General features: G+C 66.7%; 15 protein-coding genes. 5 read left to right on the top strand and 10 right to left on the bottom strand.

The features are described from left to right. Window positions 1–132 precede the first annotated feature (132 nt). Window positions 133–429, top strand: a complete 297-nt coding sequence (locus BO226_RS08285; RefSeq protein WP_006552066.1) for a hypothetical protein — start codon at window positions 133–135, stop codon at window positions 427–429. Between the two features lie 502 nt (window positions 430–931). Here the strand turns inward: BO226_RS08285 and BO226_RS08280 are convergent. From BO226_RS08280 to BO226_RS08265, 4 genes are read right to left on the bottom strand one after another with little or no spacing between them, the layout of a single operon-like run. Then, window positions 932–1,195, bottom strand: coding sequence for a WhiB family transcriptional regulator (locus tag BO226_RS08280; protein ID WP_006552065.1), 264 nt, complete (start codon window positions 1,193–1,195; stop codon window positions 932–934). Next, window positions 1,192–1,815 carry a LutC/YkgG family protein gene (locus BO226_RS08275; protein WP_064060998.1) on the bottom strand — a complete coding sequence of 208 codons (624 nt, stop codon included), beginning with the start codon at window positions 1,813–1,815 and terminating at the stop codon, window positions 1,192–1,194. The genes BO226_RS08280 and BO226_RS08275 overlap by 4 nt, the downstream gene beginning before the upstream one ends. Then, complete coding sequence (locus BO226_RS08270) at window positions 1,812–3,314, bottom strand: LutB/LldF family L-lactate oxidation iron-sulfur protein (RefSeq protein WP_006552063.1); 1,503 nt, start codon at window positions 3,312–3,314, stop codon at window positions 1,812–1,814. Before BO226_RS08270 ends, BO226_RS08275 begins: the two co-directional genes overlap by 4 nt. After that, window positions 3,311–4,075, bottom strand: a complete 765-nt coding sequence (locus BO226_RS08265; RefSeq protein WP_024100947.1) for a (Fe-S)-binding protein — start codon at window positions 4,073–4,075, stop codon at window positions 3,311–3,313. The genes BO226_RS08270 and BO226_RS08265 overlap by 4 nt, the downstream gene beginning before the upstream one ends. 200 nt (window positions 4,076–4,275) lie before the next feature. Between BO226_RS08265 and BO226_RS08260 the strand changes: the two genes are divergently transcribed. Further along, window positions 4,276–6,021 carry an L-lactate permease gene (locus BO226_RS08260; RefSeq protein WP_071934985.1) on the top strand — a complete coding sequence of 582 codons (1,746 nt, stop codon included), beginning with the start codon at window positions 4,276–4,278 and terminating at the stop codon, window positions 6,019–6,021. Between the two features lie 26 nt (window positions 6,022–6,047). Next, on the top strand, window positions 6,048–6,758 hold the full coding sequence (locus tag BO226_RS08255) for a FadR/GntR family transcriptional regulator (protein WP_006552060.1): 711 nt from the start codon (window positions 6,048–6,050) through the stop codon (window positions 6,756–6,758). On the opposite strand, the gene BO226_RS08250 is transcribed toward BO226_RS08255, so the two are convergent. From BO226_RS08250 to BO226_RS08235, 4 genes are all read right to left on the bottom strand, one after another. Then, window positions 6,731–7,999: a glycosyltransferase family 87 protein gene (locus BO226_RS08250; protein WP_071934984.1), complete on the bottom strand. Its 1,269-nt coding sequence runs from the start codon at window positions 7,997–7,999 to the stop codon at window positions 6,731–6,733. The genes BO226_RS08255 and BO226_RS08250 overlap by 28 nt on opposite strands. After that, window positions 7,996–9,222 carry a Na+/H+ antiporter NhaA gene (nhaA, locus tag BO226_RS08245; RefSeq protein WP_232238081.1) on the bottom strand — a complete coding sequence of 409 codons (1,227 nt, stop codon included), beginning with the start codon at window positions 9,220–9,222 and terminating at the stop codon, window positions 7,996–7,998. Before nhaA ends, BO226_RS08250 begins: the two co-directional genes overlap by 4 nt. 428 nt (window positions 9,223–9,650) lie before the next feature. Next, window positions 9,651–10,355: a universal stress protein gene (locus BO226_RS08240; RefSeq protein ID WP_006552057.1), complete on the bottom strand. Its 705-nt coding sequence runs from the start codon at window positions 10,353–10,355 to the stop codon at window positions 9,651–9,653. Between the two features lie 193 nt (window positions 10,356–10,548). Next, window positions 10,549–11,040 carry a MarR family winged helix-turn-helix transcriptional regulator gene (locus BO226_RS08235; protein ID WP_006552056.1) on the bottom strand — a complete coding sequence of 164 codons (492 nt, stop codon included), beginning with the start codon at window positions 11,038–11,040 and terminating at the stop codon, window positions 10,549–10,551. Between the two features lie 162 nt (window positions 11,041–11,202). Here BO226_RS08235 and BO226_RS08230 point away from each other — a divergent pair, with 162 nt between their 5' ends. Continuing rightward, window positions 11,203–12,429: an MFS transporter gene (locus tag BO226_RS08230; RefSeq protein ID WP_064060994.1), complete on the top strand. Its 1,227-nt coding sequence runs from the start codon at window positions 11,203–11,205 to the stop codon at window positions 12,427–12,429. A gap of 39 nt (window positions 12,430–12,468) precedes the next feature. Then, complete coding sequence (locus BO226_RS08225) at window positions 12,469–13,299, top strand: aldo/keto reductase (protein WP_071934983.1); 831 nt, start codon at window positions 12,469–12,471, stop codon at window positions 13,297–13,299. A 63-nt stretch (window positions 13,300–13,362) separates the two neighbouring features. Here the strand turns inward: BO226_RS08225 and BO226_RS08220 are convergent, their stop codons facing one another. Together BO226_RS08220 and BO226_RS08215 are read right to left on the bottom strand one after the other, a co-directional pair. Continuing rightward, window positions 13,363–15,690 carry an arylsulfatase gene (locus BO226_RS08220; RefSeq protein ID WP_071934982.1) on the bottom strand — a complete coding sequence of 776 codons (2,328 nt, stop codon included), beginning with the start codon at window positions 15,688–15,690 and terminating at the stop codon, window positions 13,363–13,365. A gap of 88 nt (window positions 15,691–15,778) precedes the next feature. Next, entirely contained in the window at window positions 15,779–16,714 is a 936-nt protein-coding gene (locus BO226_RS08215) for a formylglycine-generating enzyme family protein (RefSeq protein ID WP_071934981.1), read from the bottom strand. Window positions 16,715–16,735: the final 21 nt, after the last annotated feature.

Raw genomic sequence — 16,735 nt, 5'->3', positions numbered from 1 at the left:
TACGCCCAGTTCCCCGGCCGACCGACAGCGACCGCCGGTGTCGTCATCGCCCACTCGTGCTTCGGGACCACCGGCACAGCGCGACCTCCCTTCCATCTCGGTCGCACCGCGACATACGAGATCGGTCGCTGGTTGAGCCTACGCCGCATCTGGGGCGACGACGGCGATGCGATGCTCATGTTCACCTCCGGGCAGTCGCTCCGCATGCGGGCGTACCTGGAAGGACCGCGTGCGCCGTTCCTGCTCGGGGCGATGGACCCGGCCCAGACGGACCCACTCGCGCTCGGTCCGTCCGGCAACGGCGGGACACGAGCCGATACCTCGGCACTTGTGTCACTCGACGGCGAGGTGGACGAGCTGCGACGTCAGATCGCCTCGCTCCGGTCGCTTCTCGATCAGATCGGCGCAATCCTGGACCGCGTCGGCTGATCACCCACCACGGACCCGTCAGGACGCACTGTGAGCGAACCGTCGTCGATCATCGGTACCTGATTCCATTCCTACGAGGAGGACACCGACACCGCGAGGGACTACCGCCCTCGCGGGTTTCCGTTTCTCGCTCACCAGGTCCTCACGTTCGAATCGGGGCAACCATGAACCTGAGATGAGCGGTTCCGGCCGATGCGACGCACCGGCCGGAACCCGTCGTTCGAATACGGTCACGATCTGTGCAGCCACACACCGGCGCTGCCGAACCCCATGTTGTCCGCGCGACCGTCCCCGGTTGTATCCACCAGGAACCGCGGGGATGCCGATCGGTGCGCCACGATCCGGCGTTGTACCCGAAAATGTTGACGGCGAGCTGCGGCACCCATACGAGGTGCCCGCGAGTGAAGCCGCAGACAGTGAACGTGTTGCCCTTCATCAGGCACGGGACGCCACCTGCGGCCGCGCAGTTCTCGAGGTCGGAAACACCGAAGATCGTGTGCGGTCAGTGGTTGAGATGTTGCAGCCGTTCGTGTTCCGACAGTCCACCCCACACTCCGTGCGGTTCGCCGCTGAGTATCGCGTGGGTGCGGCACTCGGCCAGCACCGGGCAGTTCGCGCAGATGCGCTTCGCGACGACCTCGCGCCGCCTGCGGATGTTCGGTGGTTCGCCCTCCGGGGCGAAGAAGAAGTACTCGTCGGAGGTCCGGCAGTTGGCATGCTGTTGCCATCCGAGTCGCGGCCGGACACGCTCGGTCAGCATGGTCATCCGACCATCACCACCTCCAGTGTGCGGGGGCCGTGCACGCCCTCGACGCGTTCGAGTTCGATGTCCGACGTCGCGGACGGTCCGCTGATCATCGTGATCGGCCGCTCCGGGACGAGCCGGGCCAGCGCTTCGGGCACTCCCACCTCGACGTCGCCCATCGCCACCACACACACGTGCAGGTCGGGGACCAGTGTCAGCGCGCGTCGCCCCTGGTCGGGGTTGCCGTCGAGGAAGATCGTGCCCGTCTCGGCGCAGGTGACCGCAGAGCCGGTGACGACCCCGTCGAGATCACCGAGGTCGGCTGCAGGTCGGTCGGTGGAGTCGACCACCACCTCGCCACCGAACTCCGCCATCCACGAGCGTTCCAGGCCCTCCGGGATCCCGACGCGGCGCACCCCCCGATCCGTGAGAATCTTCGCCAGCACGACGGGTAGATCCTCCGGCGTGCTCTGGTGCACGTGGGCCTTGTAGTCGACCAGTCGGTCGACCAACAGCTCACGGCGTTCGGCGTCCGGCAGGGTGCGTCCGAGACGGTAGTCGCGCGGTACCTCGACCGGTACCGGCGGTGCCAGGGTCTGCGCCGAACGGATCCGGCCGAGAATCGCGTCGCGACTGCTCATCGCTGCTGTCCTTCCTCGCGTGCCTTCGCGAGCGCGGCACGTCCTTCGTCGGATGCCCACCATTGCCGGAAGGTCTGTTTCGGCGGGGCCGGCATGTCGCGGGCGTCTGTCCAGCCGGCCAGTGGACCGGGAAGATGGGTGATCTTTCCCTTCTTGCCGGCGAGGACGCGGCCGAGCCCGGCGGCCTTCTGCGCGGCCGTCCAGCGTCGTGAGGTCGACATGGCCAGCGAGGCTGCCTTCATCGCCGCGGCCTCGGGTCCGAAGCGGGCGTGTTCGACCTTCTGGTGGCGCAGTTCCACCAGCAACGAGGGGATGTCGATCTTGACGGGGCAGGCGTCGTAGCAGGCACCGCACAGGCTCGATGCGAACGGCAGGCTGGCGTTGGGGTCGTCGGGTTCGTCCATCCCGGCCAATTGCGGGCTGAGGACGGCGCCGATCGGGCCCGGATAGGTCGAGCCGTAGGCGTGGCCTCCGGTGCGCTCGTAGACCGGGCACACGTTCAGGCAGGCCGAGCAACGGATGCAGTGCAGTGCTTCACGTCCGATCTCGTCGGCGAGCGCGGCGGTGCGGCCGTTGTCGAGCAGCACGAGGTGGAATTCCTGCGGTCCGTCGCCGGGGGTGACACCGGTCCACATCGAGGTGTAGGGGTTCATGCGCTCCCCGGTCGACGAGCGCGGCAGCAGCTGCAGGAACACCTCGAGGTCGCGGAAGGTGGGCAGCAGCTTCTCGATACCCATGACGGTGATGAGCGTCTGCGGCAGCGTCAGGCACATGCGGCCGTTGCCCTCGGATTCGACGACGGCGAGGGTGCCGGTCTCGGCGATGCCGAAGTTCGCGCCCGACACCGCAACCGGCACCGTCATGAACTTGTGTCGCAAGAATTTTCGTGCCGCGGCTGCGAGATGGCGGGGGTTGTCGTCGAGGTCGGGGTCGACGTCCGGCATCTCACGCAGGAAGATCTCGCGGATCTCGGCGCGGTTGCGGTGGATGGCGGGCACGAGGATGTGCGAGGGCTTGTCGTGGCCGAGCTGGACGATGAGCTCGGCGAGGTCGGTCTCGTAGGCCGCGATCCCTTGTTCCTCGAGGTGCTCGTTGAGTCCGATCTCCTGGGTGGCCATCGATTTGACCTTGATGACCTCGTCGGATCCCGTCTTCCGGATCAGGTCGGTGACGATGGCGTTGGCCTCGGCGGCGTCGGCCGCCCAGTGCACCACGCCGCCGCGCGCGGTCACCGCCTCCTCGAGCTGGGTGAGCAACTCCGGGAGGCGGTTGAGCACGTCGGTCTTGATGGCGGCGCCGGCGTCGCGCAGTTGCTCCCAGTCGGGCAGTTCCCCGGTGACGTCCAGTCGCTTGGCACGGATCGTGTGGGTGGCCTTGCCGATGTTGCGGCGCAACTGCGGGTTCGCGAGTTCCTGGTGCGCTGCGTCGGGAAACTTCCTGATGCCGCGCAGATTTCCGGATCCACGCGGCGGGACGACGGGCATACCGAGTGCGGTCACGCGGGCACTCCCTTGGGGGCGACGGCCGGTTCCACGGAGGCGAGGATCTCGGCGAGGTGGATGGTGCGGGTACCGGTGCGCAGTCGTGTGAGACCGCCACCGATGTGCATCAGGCACGACGAGTCGCCGGCGCTGCAGTATTCGGCACCGGTGGCGGCGACATTGTTCAGCTTGTCGGCGAGCATCGCGGTGGAGGTCTCGGCGTTCTTGATCGCGAAGGTGCCGCCGAACCCGCAGCACGAGTCGGCCTCGGGCAGTTCGACGAGGTCGATCTCGCGCACGGCCCGCAACAGCTGGAGCGGCTTCTCCCCCACTCGCAGCATCCGCAGCGAGTGGCAGGTGGGGTGATAGGTCACCCGGTGGGGGAAGTAGGCGCCGACGTCGGTGACGCCGAGGACGTCGACGAGGAATTCGGACAACTCGTACGTCTTGGCCTTGACGGTGTCGACCCGCCCGCACAACGACGCGGAACCGTAACGGGAAGCGACGATTTCGTGCTGGTGGCGAACGGATCCGACGCATGATCCGGAAGGGGCGACGACGGCGTCGATACTGGTGTCGTCGAAGGCGTCGACGTAGTTCTCGACGAGCGGCAGCGCGTCGGGTTGGTAACCGGTGTTGACGTGCATCTGGCCGCAGCAGGTCTGGCGTTCGGGGAAGACGACGTCGTGCCCGAGCCGGGTGAGGAGCAGGGCGGTGGCCGAAACGGCCTTCGGGAACATCGTGTCGCCGAGGCACGTCGCGAACAGGGCGATTCGCATGGAGATCTCCGCATCGGGGGTGTGGTCTGACCACATTGAACCACACGTTCCGGAGATGCGCCGCACATTTTCGGATATCGACTGCACATTCCGTCAGGGGGTCGACTGTGACGCGGACCATGGTGTACCTTCACGTGGTCTGACCACATCGGTCGAAATCACATCCGCCGCCGACAGCGGCGCAACCACAGGAGTTTCGTGTGGCAACCCGTATATCGGCGGTGACATTCACTCCCGCCACTGACGCCATCGCAGGCAGCCTCACCGCATCGGCTCTCGTGGGCCTTGCGCCGCTGCTGACCTTCTTCGTCCTGCTCGCCGGCTTCAAACTCAAGGCCTGGTATTCCGGACTCGGTGCCCTCGTCGTCGCGCTCGTCGTCGCGATCATCGGTTTCGACATGCCCGCGCCGCTGGCCGGCCTGTCCGCCCTGCAGGGCATCACCTTCGGGCTCTTCCCGGTGATGTGGATCGTGATCACCGCGATCTGGTTCTACGAACTCACCGTCGTCAGTGGCCGGTTCGAGGATCTACGGCGCATCTTCAACTCGATCGGTCACGGCGACATGCGGATCCAGGCGATGCTCATCGCTTTCTGTTTCGGCGGCATGCTCGAAGCACTCGCCGGATTCGGCGCACCCGTCGCGATCACCGGCGCCATGCTCGTCACCCTCGGTATGCCCGCCCTGCGGGCCGCGGTCACGGTCCTGATCGCCAACACCGCACCGGTCGCCTTCGGCGCCATGGCCATCCCGATCACCACCGCCGGCGCCCTGACCGACATCCCCGCCACCGAGATCGCTGCCGTCGTCGGCCGTCAGACACCCGTCCTGGCGCTCTTCGTGCCGCTGTTGCTGCTCTTCCTCGTCGACGGTCGTCGCGGTGTCCGGCAGGCCTGGCCGATCGCACTGGTCACCGGCACGACCTTCGCACTCGCCCAGTTCTGGTGCTCGAGCCACTTCTCGTACGAACTCACCGATGTCGTCGCCTCGCTCGCCGGCCTCACCGCAGCCGTGCTCATGCTCCAGGTCTGGAAGCCGCGGACCCCCGAGGACCAACTATCACGCACCCGCACCCGCACCGATGCCGTCGCGGTCCAGGCCGGCAAGGAGGGACCCGGAGGCGCTCACGCTCCGCAGCGTCCCGTCGCCGACGAATCGCTGACCGCTTCGCGCGTCGTCATGGCCCTGTTCCCGTATCTACTGGTCATCACGGTGTTCGGTATCGCGAAGCTGTGGACCGTCGGTGTCGATCTGCCGGAGCGTCTCGCCGCCACCGACGTCAAGATCAAGTGGCCCGGCCTGTACGGCAATCTGATCACGGGCAACGGCGACGCATCGAGCAGCGCGGTCTACACGTTCTCGTGGCTGTCGTCGCCGGGAACACTGCTGCTGCTCAGCGGCGCGATCGTCACCCTCGTCTACGCACGGTGGGACAGCGGTGGCATGTTCCCGCTGACCGTCCGCCGGGCCGCGGCCACCTTCGGCACCACCGTCGTGAGGATGAAGCTCGCCATCGCCACGGTGGCCACCGTCCTGGGTCTGAGCTACGTGATGAATCAGTCCGGCCAAACCGTCGCGATCGGCACGTGGCTCGCCGGAACCGGCGCGATCTTCGCCCTGTTCTCCCCGATCCTCGGTTGGCTCGGCACCGCCGTCACAGGCTCGGACACCTCCGCCAACGCCCTGTTCGCCCGCCTTCAGCAGGCCGCCGGGCAGACCGCCGGCATCGACCCGACTCTGCTGGTCGCGGCGAACACCTCCGGTGGTGTGGTCGGCAAGCTGATCAGCCCGCAGAATCTCACCATCGCTGCCACCGCAGTCGATCGGCCGGGCAGCGAATCGGTGTTGCTGCGCAAGGTGATCGGCTACAGCATCGCGATGCTCGTCATCCTCTGTGTGCTGGTCTACCTGCAGTCCACCCCGGTGTTGTCCTGGATGCTTCCCTGATCCGGAATCGACTAGGCTCTGAAGTCATGTCGTCGTCCGAGGGTCGTGCGTGGGAGCAGGTGCTCAACCACTTGGAGCAGATGCTGGTCACGGGAGAACTCGGCCCGGGCCAGCGTCTGCCCCCGGAGCGCACGCTCGCCGCACAACTCGGCGTCGGCCGGTCCTCTGTTCGTGAGGCGCTGCGGGTGATGGAAGCCCTCGGTCTGCTCAGCACCCACACCGGATCCGGGCCGAACGCCGGCGCGATGATCGTCTCGCGACCCACCGGCGGGATGTCGATGCTCATGCGCCTGCAGGTCGCCGCGCAGAACTTCCCGGTCTCCGACATCGTCCGCACGCGCCTGGTGCTCGAGACGGAAGTGATGCAGACTCTGGCCGACCGGACCCCGGCACCGGAACTCATCCAGGCCGAGGAACTCTTGGACGCGATGGACGATCCGGAGTTGGCCGCACCCGAGTTCCTGGTTCTCGATGCCCAGTTCCACGTCGCGATGGCCGACGCGGCGGGCAACCTCGTCGTCGCGGCGATGATGGCCGGTCTGCGCGACTCCATCGAGAGCTACGTCCTCGCGGGCGCACCAAGTACCGACTGGCCCATGACCTGCGTGCGGCTGCGTCACGAGCACCGTGGTCTCGTCGACGCGGTCCGCGCCGGCGATGCCACGCTCGCCCGCAAGCGCATCGTCGAGCACATCCGCGGTTACTACACTCAGAGTTTCGGCGCCGACGCGTTCTGACGTCCGACTCGGGCGATGTCCACCGAAGGGTCTGTGACCGGTTCGGGGACGCGTGCGGATCGTCGGCGATCGACCAGCACCGCGAGTACCACGATGAGCAGCAGCGACCACCCCCAGGTAGGGCGCATGTACTCGGCATACCGTCCCGCCTCCACCCATCTGCCCGAGTACCATTCGTCGGCACTGAGGAAGCCGTACACCGCCAGCCAGGCCGGCCAGTTCCGCATCACGGACTGTGGGAGGACCACGCTCATGAGCAACGGGAACAGGAGCATCGAGTAGTACATCTGCCCGAGCGAACCGAGCAGGAACGACGCGGTCATCAGCACGCCGGCACCGGTGACGACGAAGAACACCTCGTCGTGCCGGTGGTAGCGGTGGAGCAGATACATCGTGGCCGCGGCGAGGAACGCGAAACCGATGCGCAGCGCGAGGATCAGTGGTTCGGGCAGACCGTAGTAGGTGCCATTGCCGGTGATCGAACTGTTGAAGTAGTCGCGGGACTGCAACAGATACGGAACGGTGCGTTCGACGAACTGCCACGGATCCGCAGCCCACGGCCACGCCAATGCGGTGAGCCCGACCGGCACCAATGCGGCGGTCAGGAGAACCTTGCTCTGGCGGCGCAGCACGGGAAGCAACAGCAACGGCGCGAGAATCGGTTTGATCGCGAAGGTCACCCCGATCGCCGCGCCCGCCCAGAGGTCCCGCCGCGCCAGCAACAGCGTCAGGAACGCCACCTGGCCGAGCAGGATCACCCCGTTGATGTTGGTGAACACCAGGGTGTTGATCACCGATTCGGACGCGAAGGCGACCGTCACCGCGATCGGGAACACCGCCGATCGCGCCGTGTACCCGAACATCCGCACGACGAGATACACGGCGACGAGGACGGCCGCCGCGTTGACCCCGATGAACGCCCATCGCGAGAGTTCGTGTTCGAGGACCGCGAACGGTGCGATCAGCAGCGAACCCGACGGCGGGTAGAGGTAGTGCGGGTCGACGTGTTCGTACGTCGCTGTGTAGACCGGTTCACGGTTCCAGAAGGCGACGGCTGCGCGGTAGACGCCAGTGAAGTCGTCCGTGCGCGCACCGTCCACGGCGCGGATCACCGTGCGATGGACGACGAGCATCACGGCGACCGGCCAGAAGACACACGTCAGCAGAGCCTGCGGTGACCGCACGGTCGGCTGGACCCACCACGGCCCACCGTCCCGACCGCGATCCGAGCTCTCGCTCATCGCTGATAAACGTCGGGAATCCCGTCGCCGTCCTCGTCGACCCGCTCGGCTGCCGTGATCCTGCGGTAGGCACGGTTACGGGCGACGAGAACAGTCGAGGCCAGAGCGGCGCTGAGCAACGATCCGCACAGCACGGCCACCTTCACGTGATCGGCTGCGACGGTGCCTGCACCGTAAGCGAGGTCGCCGATGAGCAGGGACACCGTGAAGCCGATACCACCGAGCAGGGACACACCCAGCACGTCCACCCAACTCAGCTCGTCGTCGAGATGTGCTCGGGTGAAGCGCGCCACCAGGTAGCTGACCCCGAAGATTCCGACGACCTTGCCGACGACCAGACCGGCGATCACCCCGGCGGAGATGGGATCGGTGAGGGCGTTCGCCAGGCCGGTGAATCCGCCGACGGTGACGCCGGCGGCGAAGAAGGCGAAGACCGGCACGGCAATTCCGGCGGACAGCGGCCGGATCCGGTGTTCGAGGTGCTCGGCGACCGGAATCGTGCGGTCCCCCACCTGCCGGGCGACGGGAACCGCGAAGCCGAGCAGTACACCGGCGATGGTCGCGTGCACACCGGATTCGTGGACCAGCCACCAGGTCACTGCCGCCAACGACGCCAGGAGCCACCAGGCACCGAAGCCGCGTCGGAGCGCGATGCCGAACAGCGCCAACGGGATCAGCGCCCCGCCCAGGTAGAGCAGGTTCACCTCGTCGGTGTAGAAGACCGCGATCACAGTCACGGCGAGCAGGTCGTCGACCACGGCGAGGGTGAGCAGGAACGTTCGCAGCGCCGACGGGAGATGACTACCGATGACGGCGAGAATCGCTACGGCGAACGCGATGTCGGTGGCCGTCGGGACCGCCCATCCGTTCAACGCGTCGGCGCCACCACGAAGATTGATGACGGCGAAGATCACGGCCGGGACGATCATGCCTCCCAGGGCGGCGGTCACCGGCATGGCGGCACGCCGCAGGTCCCGCAGACTGCCTTCGACGAATTCCCGTTTGAGTTCGACGCCGACGACGAAGAAGAACACGGCGAGCAGTCCGTCGGCCGCCCAGGTGCCCAGGGACAGGTCCAGGTGCCATGACGCCGGACCGATACGGGTCTCCCGCAGGGCGTGGTAGGAATCCGACCATCCGGTGTTCGCCCAGATCAATGCGATGACGGCGCCGATGAGCAGCAGGACACCGCCGACGGTCTCCTTGCGGAGGATCTCCGTCACACGGCGTGTGTCCTCCCATGTTCCGCGAGAGAGGAAAGGGACTCCGGAGAAGATGTTCGGCATCACAGGTCCTCGGAATTCTCGACGGCACGCGGTACGCGAACGTGGACCGGCTGGGTCGGATGCACCCGATCCGCATGGGCGGCAGTATGTTCCGATCCTCGGAGTGGAATCGGATACCGAAAACTAGGGCATCCCTGCGATTTCGGTGTCGCACGCCGACACGCAGCAGGGAGGCCGATGCGACCTCCGGCGCTGCGGTGGGAATGCCTCGCGAGAGTGCCGCTCACTGCGCCGGCTGCAGAGCTCGGGCGCGACGGGTGGCGACGGGACAGACGGGTACAGACACGGGTCCTCCGGTTCGACGACGTAATTCCTTCTGCCGACCAGACTTCCCGGCGCACCGAGATCGACCATACCGCATCGGGTCAGTTCGACGCGGTGCCCGTCACGTTCTCCTCGGGAGCGACCCGAACGGCGACCGTGGGTTCGTTCGTACCCCCATCCGGCGAGATGACGGTGGGATCGACGACGAGCACAGGCACATGAGAGTGCCCGATGAGGTATTCGGCGACGCTACCGAGCATCCGGGAGGACATGCCTCGTCCGCGGCGCCCTACGACGAGAACGTCGGCGTGGTGTTCCTCGGCGAACCAACCCAGGCATCGACCGGCCGGGCCGGCGAGGACGGCATATCCCACCGAAATATCACCCATCGATTCGACGGCCTGCTCGAGGCGTCGTCGCACCGTGGCGAGAAGTTCGGAGTCGGGATCGCCGGCGTCGTCGTAGGAGATCACGACGACGAGTTCGAGCACTCCACCGGCGGGGCCGAACAGTCGTCGCGCCGCATCCAGCGCATGCTTGGCCTCGGTGGATCCGTCGTAGCCGACCATCACGCGAAGTCCGCCCTTGTCGACCTCTCCGGCGTGCTGCCGGGCCACCGTCGTCACTTCGACGGACCGGGGAACACGCTCGATGCGCTCGAAGGCGATGGGGACGAACAGCGGTCCGAGGATGACGGCGATGATCGTCCAGCGAGGGTCGTGGCCTCGACGTGCCATCCACAGACCGGTCACGAGTCCTGACAGCACCCATACGACGAGGAAGGCGACGAAGACTGCCCAGTTCATGGCGTGCCCCCAGATGCGTGCGCCGAGAAGAGGTGTACCGCTGCGTTCATGTCATCCTCCGGGGTCGTCGAAGAAACCTGTTCCCGCCGACCAGTCTTCCCGGCACACCAGGGGAGACGATACCCGACCGCGTGATCTCACCCGTTGTTCCGACAGGTCTGCGCGCGGAGGACGTCGCCGCGAGGTCGCCCCGTCAGCGTCGAGTCGGACCCCCGGCGGTATCCGCCCGATCACTGTCCTGCAACTGCCGGATGGCGTCGACCAGCGGCGCCAGGACGGGTTCGGTTGCGGCCTCGTCGAGCGCCTCCCGCAGGGCGGCGTTGTGGGTGGGCCGGGCCTCTTCGAGCAGGCGCCGGCCGGCGTCGGTGACGTCGGTGTAGATGCCGCGGCGATCGGTGGGACACAGATAGCGCGCGAGCAACCCGCGGTCCTCGAGCCGGGTGACCAGCCGCGTCGTCGCGCTCTGACTGAGGACCACAGCGTCGGCGACCTGGCGCATCTGCAGGTGCCCGCCCTCCCCGTCGTGCTGACGGTTGAGCACGTCCAGCAGCGAGTATTCGCGCACGCTCAACTCGTGGCCGGACTGCAGAGCGCTCTCGATCCGGTTCTCGATTCGCCCGTGCAGGAGCGACAGCGCCGACCAACTGTTGGCCAACGCGGTCATCGACGGGTCCGTGGCGGTCATGGTCGGCTCCTGGGTCGGCTCGTACGAACAGGTGACGCGGACGGCATGCCGACGTCGCCACATCGCTCACTATACCCGCGCTTGCAATTAGCCAGCGTCTGCAATTATTGTCTACGCCAGTAAAGCGCGTCTGCGTCTCTTCTCGATCGAAGGATCGTTCTCATGCCACTTGCCCTGCTGGCCCTGGCCATCGGCGCCTTCGGAATCGGCACCACCGAATTCGTGATCATGGGGTTGCTCCCCCAGGTCGGATCGGATCTCGGAGTGTCGATCCCCACCGCCGGTTATCTCGTCACCGGCTACGCCCTCGGCGTCATGATCGGCGCCCCGATCATGACGGCGCTCGGCACCAGGATCTCCCGTAAGAACATGTTGATGCTGCTCATGGGCCTGTTCGTCCTGGGCAATGCCGTCTCTGCCCTCGCGCCCACCTTCGCCGTCATGCTGATCGGCCGCGTGGTCGCCTCCCTCGCTCATGGAGCGTTCTTCGGCATCGGCTCGGTGGTCGCCGCGGAGCTGGTGGCACCGCAGAAGAAGGCCGCTGCCATCTCCCTGATGTTCACCGGACTGACGGTGGCCAATGTCGTCGGCGTCCCACTGGGTACCTTCGTCGGCCACACCGCGGGCTGGCGGGCGACGTTCCTGGTCGTCGCCGCGCTCGGCGTCGTCGGCCTCGTGGGCGTCGCGAAACTCGTCCCCGACGTACCCCGACCCGAGGGCGTCCGGCTGCGCCACGAGATCGCGGCGTTCAAGAACGTCCAGGTCGTGCTGGCCATGACCATGACGGTCCTCGGCTTCGGGGGCGTGTTCGCCGCGATCACCTACATCGCACCGATCCTGACCGATGTCGGCGGTTTCGCCGAGTCCTCCGTCCCCTGGCTGATGGCCGTGTTCGGAACCGGCATGGTGGTCGGCAACCTCGTCGGGGGACATTTCGCCGACCGCAATCTCATGCCGATGCTCTACACCGCCCTGGCCGGCCTGGCCGTGGTGCTCGGTCTGTTCACCTTCCTGGCCTCCGACAAAACCGTGTCCGTCGCGGCGGTCTTCCTGATCGGCGCTCTCGGTTTCGCGACCGTCCCGCCCCTGCAGAAGCACGTGCTCGACCATGCGCACGGCGCCCCGACCCTGGCGTCCGCCGCCAACATCGGTGCCTTCAATCTCGGCAACGCTCTGGCCGCCTGGCTCGGCGGCATGGTGATATCCGCCGGATTCGGGTACACGGCACCCAACGCCGTCGGGGCCGTCCTGGCCGCGTCCGCACTGATCCCGGCGGTCCTGTCCCACCGCCTACAGCGAAAGGACGATCACGCCAACGCAACTCGCCCATCCGCAGAACCCGACCTCCACAGCACCTCCCGTACTGCCGTCGACCCCGTCCGACTCTGATCCCGAACTACGCGAACACCCCCGAAGGAGCACCATCTCGTGACATCGTCCACGATCCCCACCGTCACCCTGAACAACGGCGTCGAGATCCCCCAGCTCGGCTTCGGCGTCTTCCAGATCCCCGAGGACGAGACCACTGCGGCCGTCAGCTCCGCACTCGAGACCGGCTACCGCCACATCGACACCGCCGCGATCTACGGCAACGAGGCCGGCGTCGGCCGCGCGCTGGCGGACTCCGGACTGTCCCGCGACGAGCTGTTCATCACGACGAAGGTGTGGAACTCCGATCAGGGCTACGACGCCACCCTCCGTGCCTTCGACACGAGCCTCGCCGCGCTCGGCCTCGATCGTCTCGACCTCTACCTGATCCACTGGCCGACCCCGGCCCGCGACCTCTATGCCGACACCTGGCGTGCCCTCGAACGCCTCGTCGAGGAAGGACGCCTCCGCGCCGCGGGCGTGTCGAACTTCCAACCCGCCCACCTGCAGCGCCTGCTGGACGGCAGCTCGCTCGTCCCGGCGATCAACCAGATCGAATTGCACCCCGGTTTGCAGCAGAGCGAAGTGCGTGCCTTCCACGCCGAACACGGCATCGCCACCGAGGCATGGAGCCCGCTCGCCCAGGGCGCCGTGCTGAACGACGAGGAGATCACGTCGATCGCCGAACGCACCGGCAAGTCGCCGGCCCAGGTGGTGCTGCGCTGGCATCTGCAGCTCGGCAACGTCGTCATCCCCAAGTCCGTCACGCCGTCCCGGATCCGGGAGAACTTCGAGGTCTTCGACTTCGAGCTGACCGACGAGGACATGTCGACCATCGCCGGTGCCGATCGCGATCTGCGCACCGGACCTCATCCGGACCAGTTCAACTGACAGACCTCGCGGCTCCGGGCGGATCCACCGCCCGGAGCCGGTAAGGCGCTCGAAGAGCTGCGTTCAGGTGTACTCGACGGTCATCCTGTCGATGCTCCCGTCGAACGGGAACGGTGCACGGTCGAAGTAGTCGAGCGAAACCGGTGAACCCAGGCAGGTGCCGATGTCCAGGCAGTCGTTGGCCGTGAACAGCAACGGCGCACTGACCGGCACGACGCACTCCCCCACCGACTGCCCGTCGACTGACATCCGGACGTTCAACGGACCACCGGGGCGCGCTTCGGCGTACTTGGTGACCACCTCGACGAGGTGGTGCCCGGGTGCGATGCGGGTCGCCGAACGCATCTTCGTCCGCATCAGGATGAAGAGGTTGTACTCGTAGCAGAGGTAGCCGTCGTCGGCGAAGCACGTCAGGCCACCACCGTTGGCGCCCAGCGCATATAGGACGCCGTGCGCCCGCTCCGGGAAGGTCACCTCGATGCAGACCCGGTTGTTCTTGTTTCCCAATGCGGGAGCGCAGAATTCGGGCATACGCGTGACGTCACCGGTGAAATCCCAGCTCGTGTACGGCGTGGTGATGCGTTGCTCGGGATGGATCGCCGCGACCCAGAGACCCCCACCGATGGGAAGAGCGTTGTTCTTGGCCGCTTCGATCGCGAAGATCTCCCGCATCTGGGCCAACTTCTCGGGGTACTGCTCTGCGAGGTCGCGGTTCTGCGTCCAGTCCTCGTCGAGGTTGTAGAGCTCCCAGGTGTCGTCGTCCGGGCTCCAATCGCGGATCCCGCCGGGCAGCCCCGGCAGCCACGGTGCGCGGGGACCGAAGGCCGACGCCATCCATCCGTCGTGATAGATCGCTCGACTGCCCATGACCTCGAAGTACTGGGTGAGTTTGCCCGCCGGCGCGTCACGGTCCACGAACGTCCAGGCGAAACCGGCGCCGTCGATCGGATCCTGCGGAATCCCGTTGACGGTCCGCGGCGGTGTGATGCCCAGTAGCTCGTAGAAGGTCGGCACCAGGTCGTTGCAGTGAAGGAACTGGGTTCGCGGGGTGCGATCCGGCGTGATGCGCGCCGGCCAGCGCACCACCATGGGATTGCGGGTCCCCCCGAGATGGGACGCGAGAAGCTTCATGCCCTTGTAGGGTGTGCTCCCCGCCCAGGCCCATCCCGCGTGGTACATGTTGTCCGTCTTCGGGGAGCCGAGAACATCGAGTCCGCCGAGTTCGTCGAGCGCCGCGATGTGCTGGGCCGTGGTCGTGGGGATCCCGTTCTGCGCGAGCAGTTCGCTGATGGTGCCGTTCTGGCCCTCACCGGACGACCCGTTGTCGCCCCAGATGTAGAAGACCAGGGTGTTGTCGCGGTAGCCCAGCCGGTCGAGTTCGTCGAACAACCGCCCCACCTGGACGTCGCAGTGTTCAGCGTATCCGGCCGCGACCTCCATGAGGCGTCGTTGGAAGGGCTTCTCGTCGTCGGGGATGTCGTCCCAGGCCGTCATGGTGGGATGCCGCTCGGTGAGTTCGGCCTCCGGTGGGATCCAGCCCTTCTCCTTGGCCCGCTCGAACACCCGCTCGCGATAAGCGTCCCATCCGTCGTCGAACTTGCCCGCATACCGGTCGGCCCACGGCTTCATGATGTGGTGCGGCCCGTGCAGACAACCGCTGGCCCAGTACATGAAGAACGGCCGGGACGGATCGAGCGCCTTGTGGCGGCGCAACCAGCCGATCGCGTCGTCGGCAAGGTCCTCACTGAGGTGGTAGCCCTCCTCGGGAGTCTTCGGAGGCAAGACGACGGTGGTGTTGCGGACGAGATTCGGCTCGTACTGCGACGCCTCGCCGGCGAGGAAACCGTAGAAGTAGTCGAAACCGACTCCGGTGGGCCAGTTGTCGAAGGGACCCGCTGCGGTGGTCTCCTCCGCAGGGGTGTTGTGCCACTTGCCGAAAGCCGCTGTGGTGTAACCGTAGTGGCGCAGTACCTCGGCTCCGGTGGCGCTCGACTTCGGGATGTGCCCGGAATAGCCGTCCCAGTCGTTGGCCAGTTCGGCGATCTGCCCGTTTCCGACGCGGTGATGGTTGCGTCCGGTCAACAACGATGCGCGGGTGGGCGAACACATCGCCGTGGTGTGGAAGCGGTTGTAGCTGATGCCTTCGTCGAGCAGGCGGTCGAGCGTGGGTGTGCTCACCTCGCCGCCGAATGCGCTCGGCAGACCGGGGCCCGCGTCGTCGATGAGGACGACCAGGATGTTCGGGGCGTCGTCGGGAAGGCGACGGTGCTGTGCGCGTGGGCTGTAGACCGATTCCTGCATGGTCCGGCCTGCGATGCTTCCCGACGGCACCGGTGGGAACGGCAGAGTTTCTCCGCCCGGGATCGGATCCGGACGCAGATCCTGGCTCATGGTGGATACCTCTTCTCACCCCATCCGTTCCCAGTACACCACCGGTATCGGGCCGCACACACCCCTGATCAGGGTGAAACCTGCCCTGTTACGGGCGAATGATGCAGCGGAATCCGATATGGCACGTCGCGGTCTCCTCGGTGTCACCTTGACGGGCCGCGGGTCGGTACCGCAGGCAGTAGTTCGGGGCGCAGAGATGCGATCCGCCCTTGATGACACGGCGCGGATACGCTTCGCGCGGATCGTGTTCGGCCTTGTCGACGCGGGGATTCGTCGGGATGCAGCACGACGACGCCGGCGCGACGTTCTTGCCGCTCGAAGCATGGTTCGCGGTGAAGTAGTCGGCGGTCCACTCCCACACGTTGCCCGCCATGTCGTGGAGGCCGTATCCGTTCGGCCGGAAGTGTCCGACCGGTGAGGTTCCGGCGAATCCGTCCGTTTCGAGGTTCTGCCACGGGAATTCGCCCTGCCAGACGTTCCCGCCGGGCCGGCCCTTCGGTTCGTGCTCGTCGCCCCATGTGAAGGCCTTGCGGTCGAGTCCGCCGCGGGCGGCGAACTCCCATTCCGCCTCGGTCGGCAGTTCCTTGCCGGCCCACTCGGCGTAGGCGCGGGCATCGAACCACGACACGTGGGTGACGGGATGGCGTTCCCGCCCGCCGACGGTGCTCCCCGGCCCTTCGGGATGACGCCAGTTCGCGCCCGGGACGAACGACCACCACCTCGTGTAGTCATCGAGCGGTACCGGCCCCGGAGGCGGCGTGAACACGAGCGAGCCAGGCGCGAGCAGGGACGGATCGGCGCCGGGATAATCGGCGGGGTCGGGCGCGACTTCCGCGGTGGTGACGTATCCGGTGTCCTTCACGAAGCGCCGGAACTCGGCGACGGTCACCGGGTGCGTGTCCATCCAGAACCCGTCGACCGTCACCTGGTGGACCGGTCGTTCTTCCGGATAGAAATCCTCCGACCCCATCCAGAACATGCCTCCGGCGATGAGAGTCATGTTCTGTGTCGCAGCACGCGTCATGACGTCAGCCTCGCACGGCCC

Origin of the sequence: Rhodococcus sp. 2G, assembly GCF_001886355.1 — a bacterium.
GTDB classification, from domain to species: domain Bacteria; phylum Actinomycetota; class Actinomycetes; order Mycobacteriales; family Mycobacteriaceae; genus Rhodococcus; species Rhodococcus pyridinivorans.
Note: the sequence above shows the minus strand (reverse complement) of the source record. Positions and strands in the feature narration are given on the sequence as shown.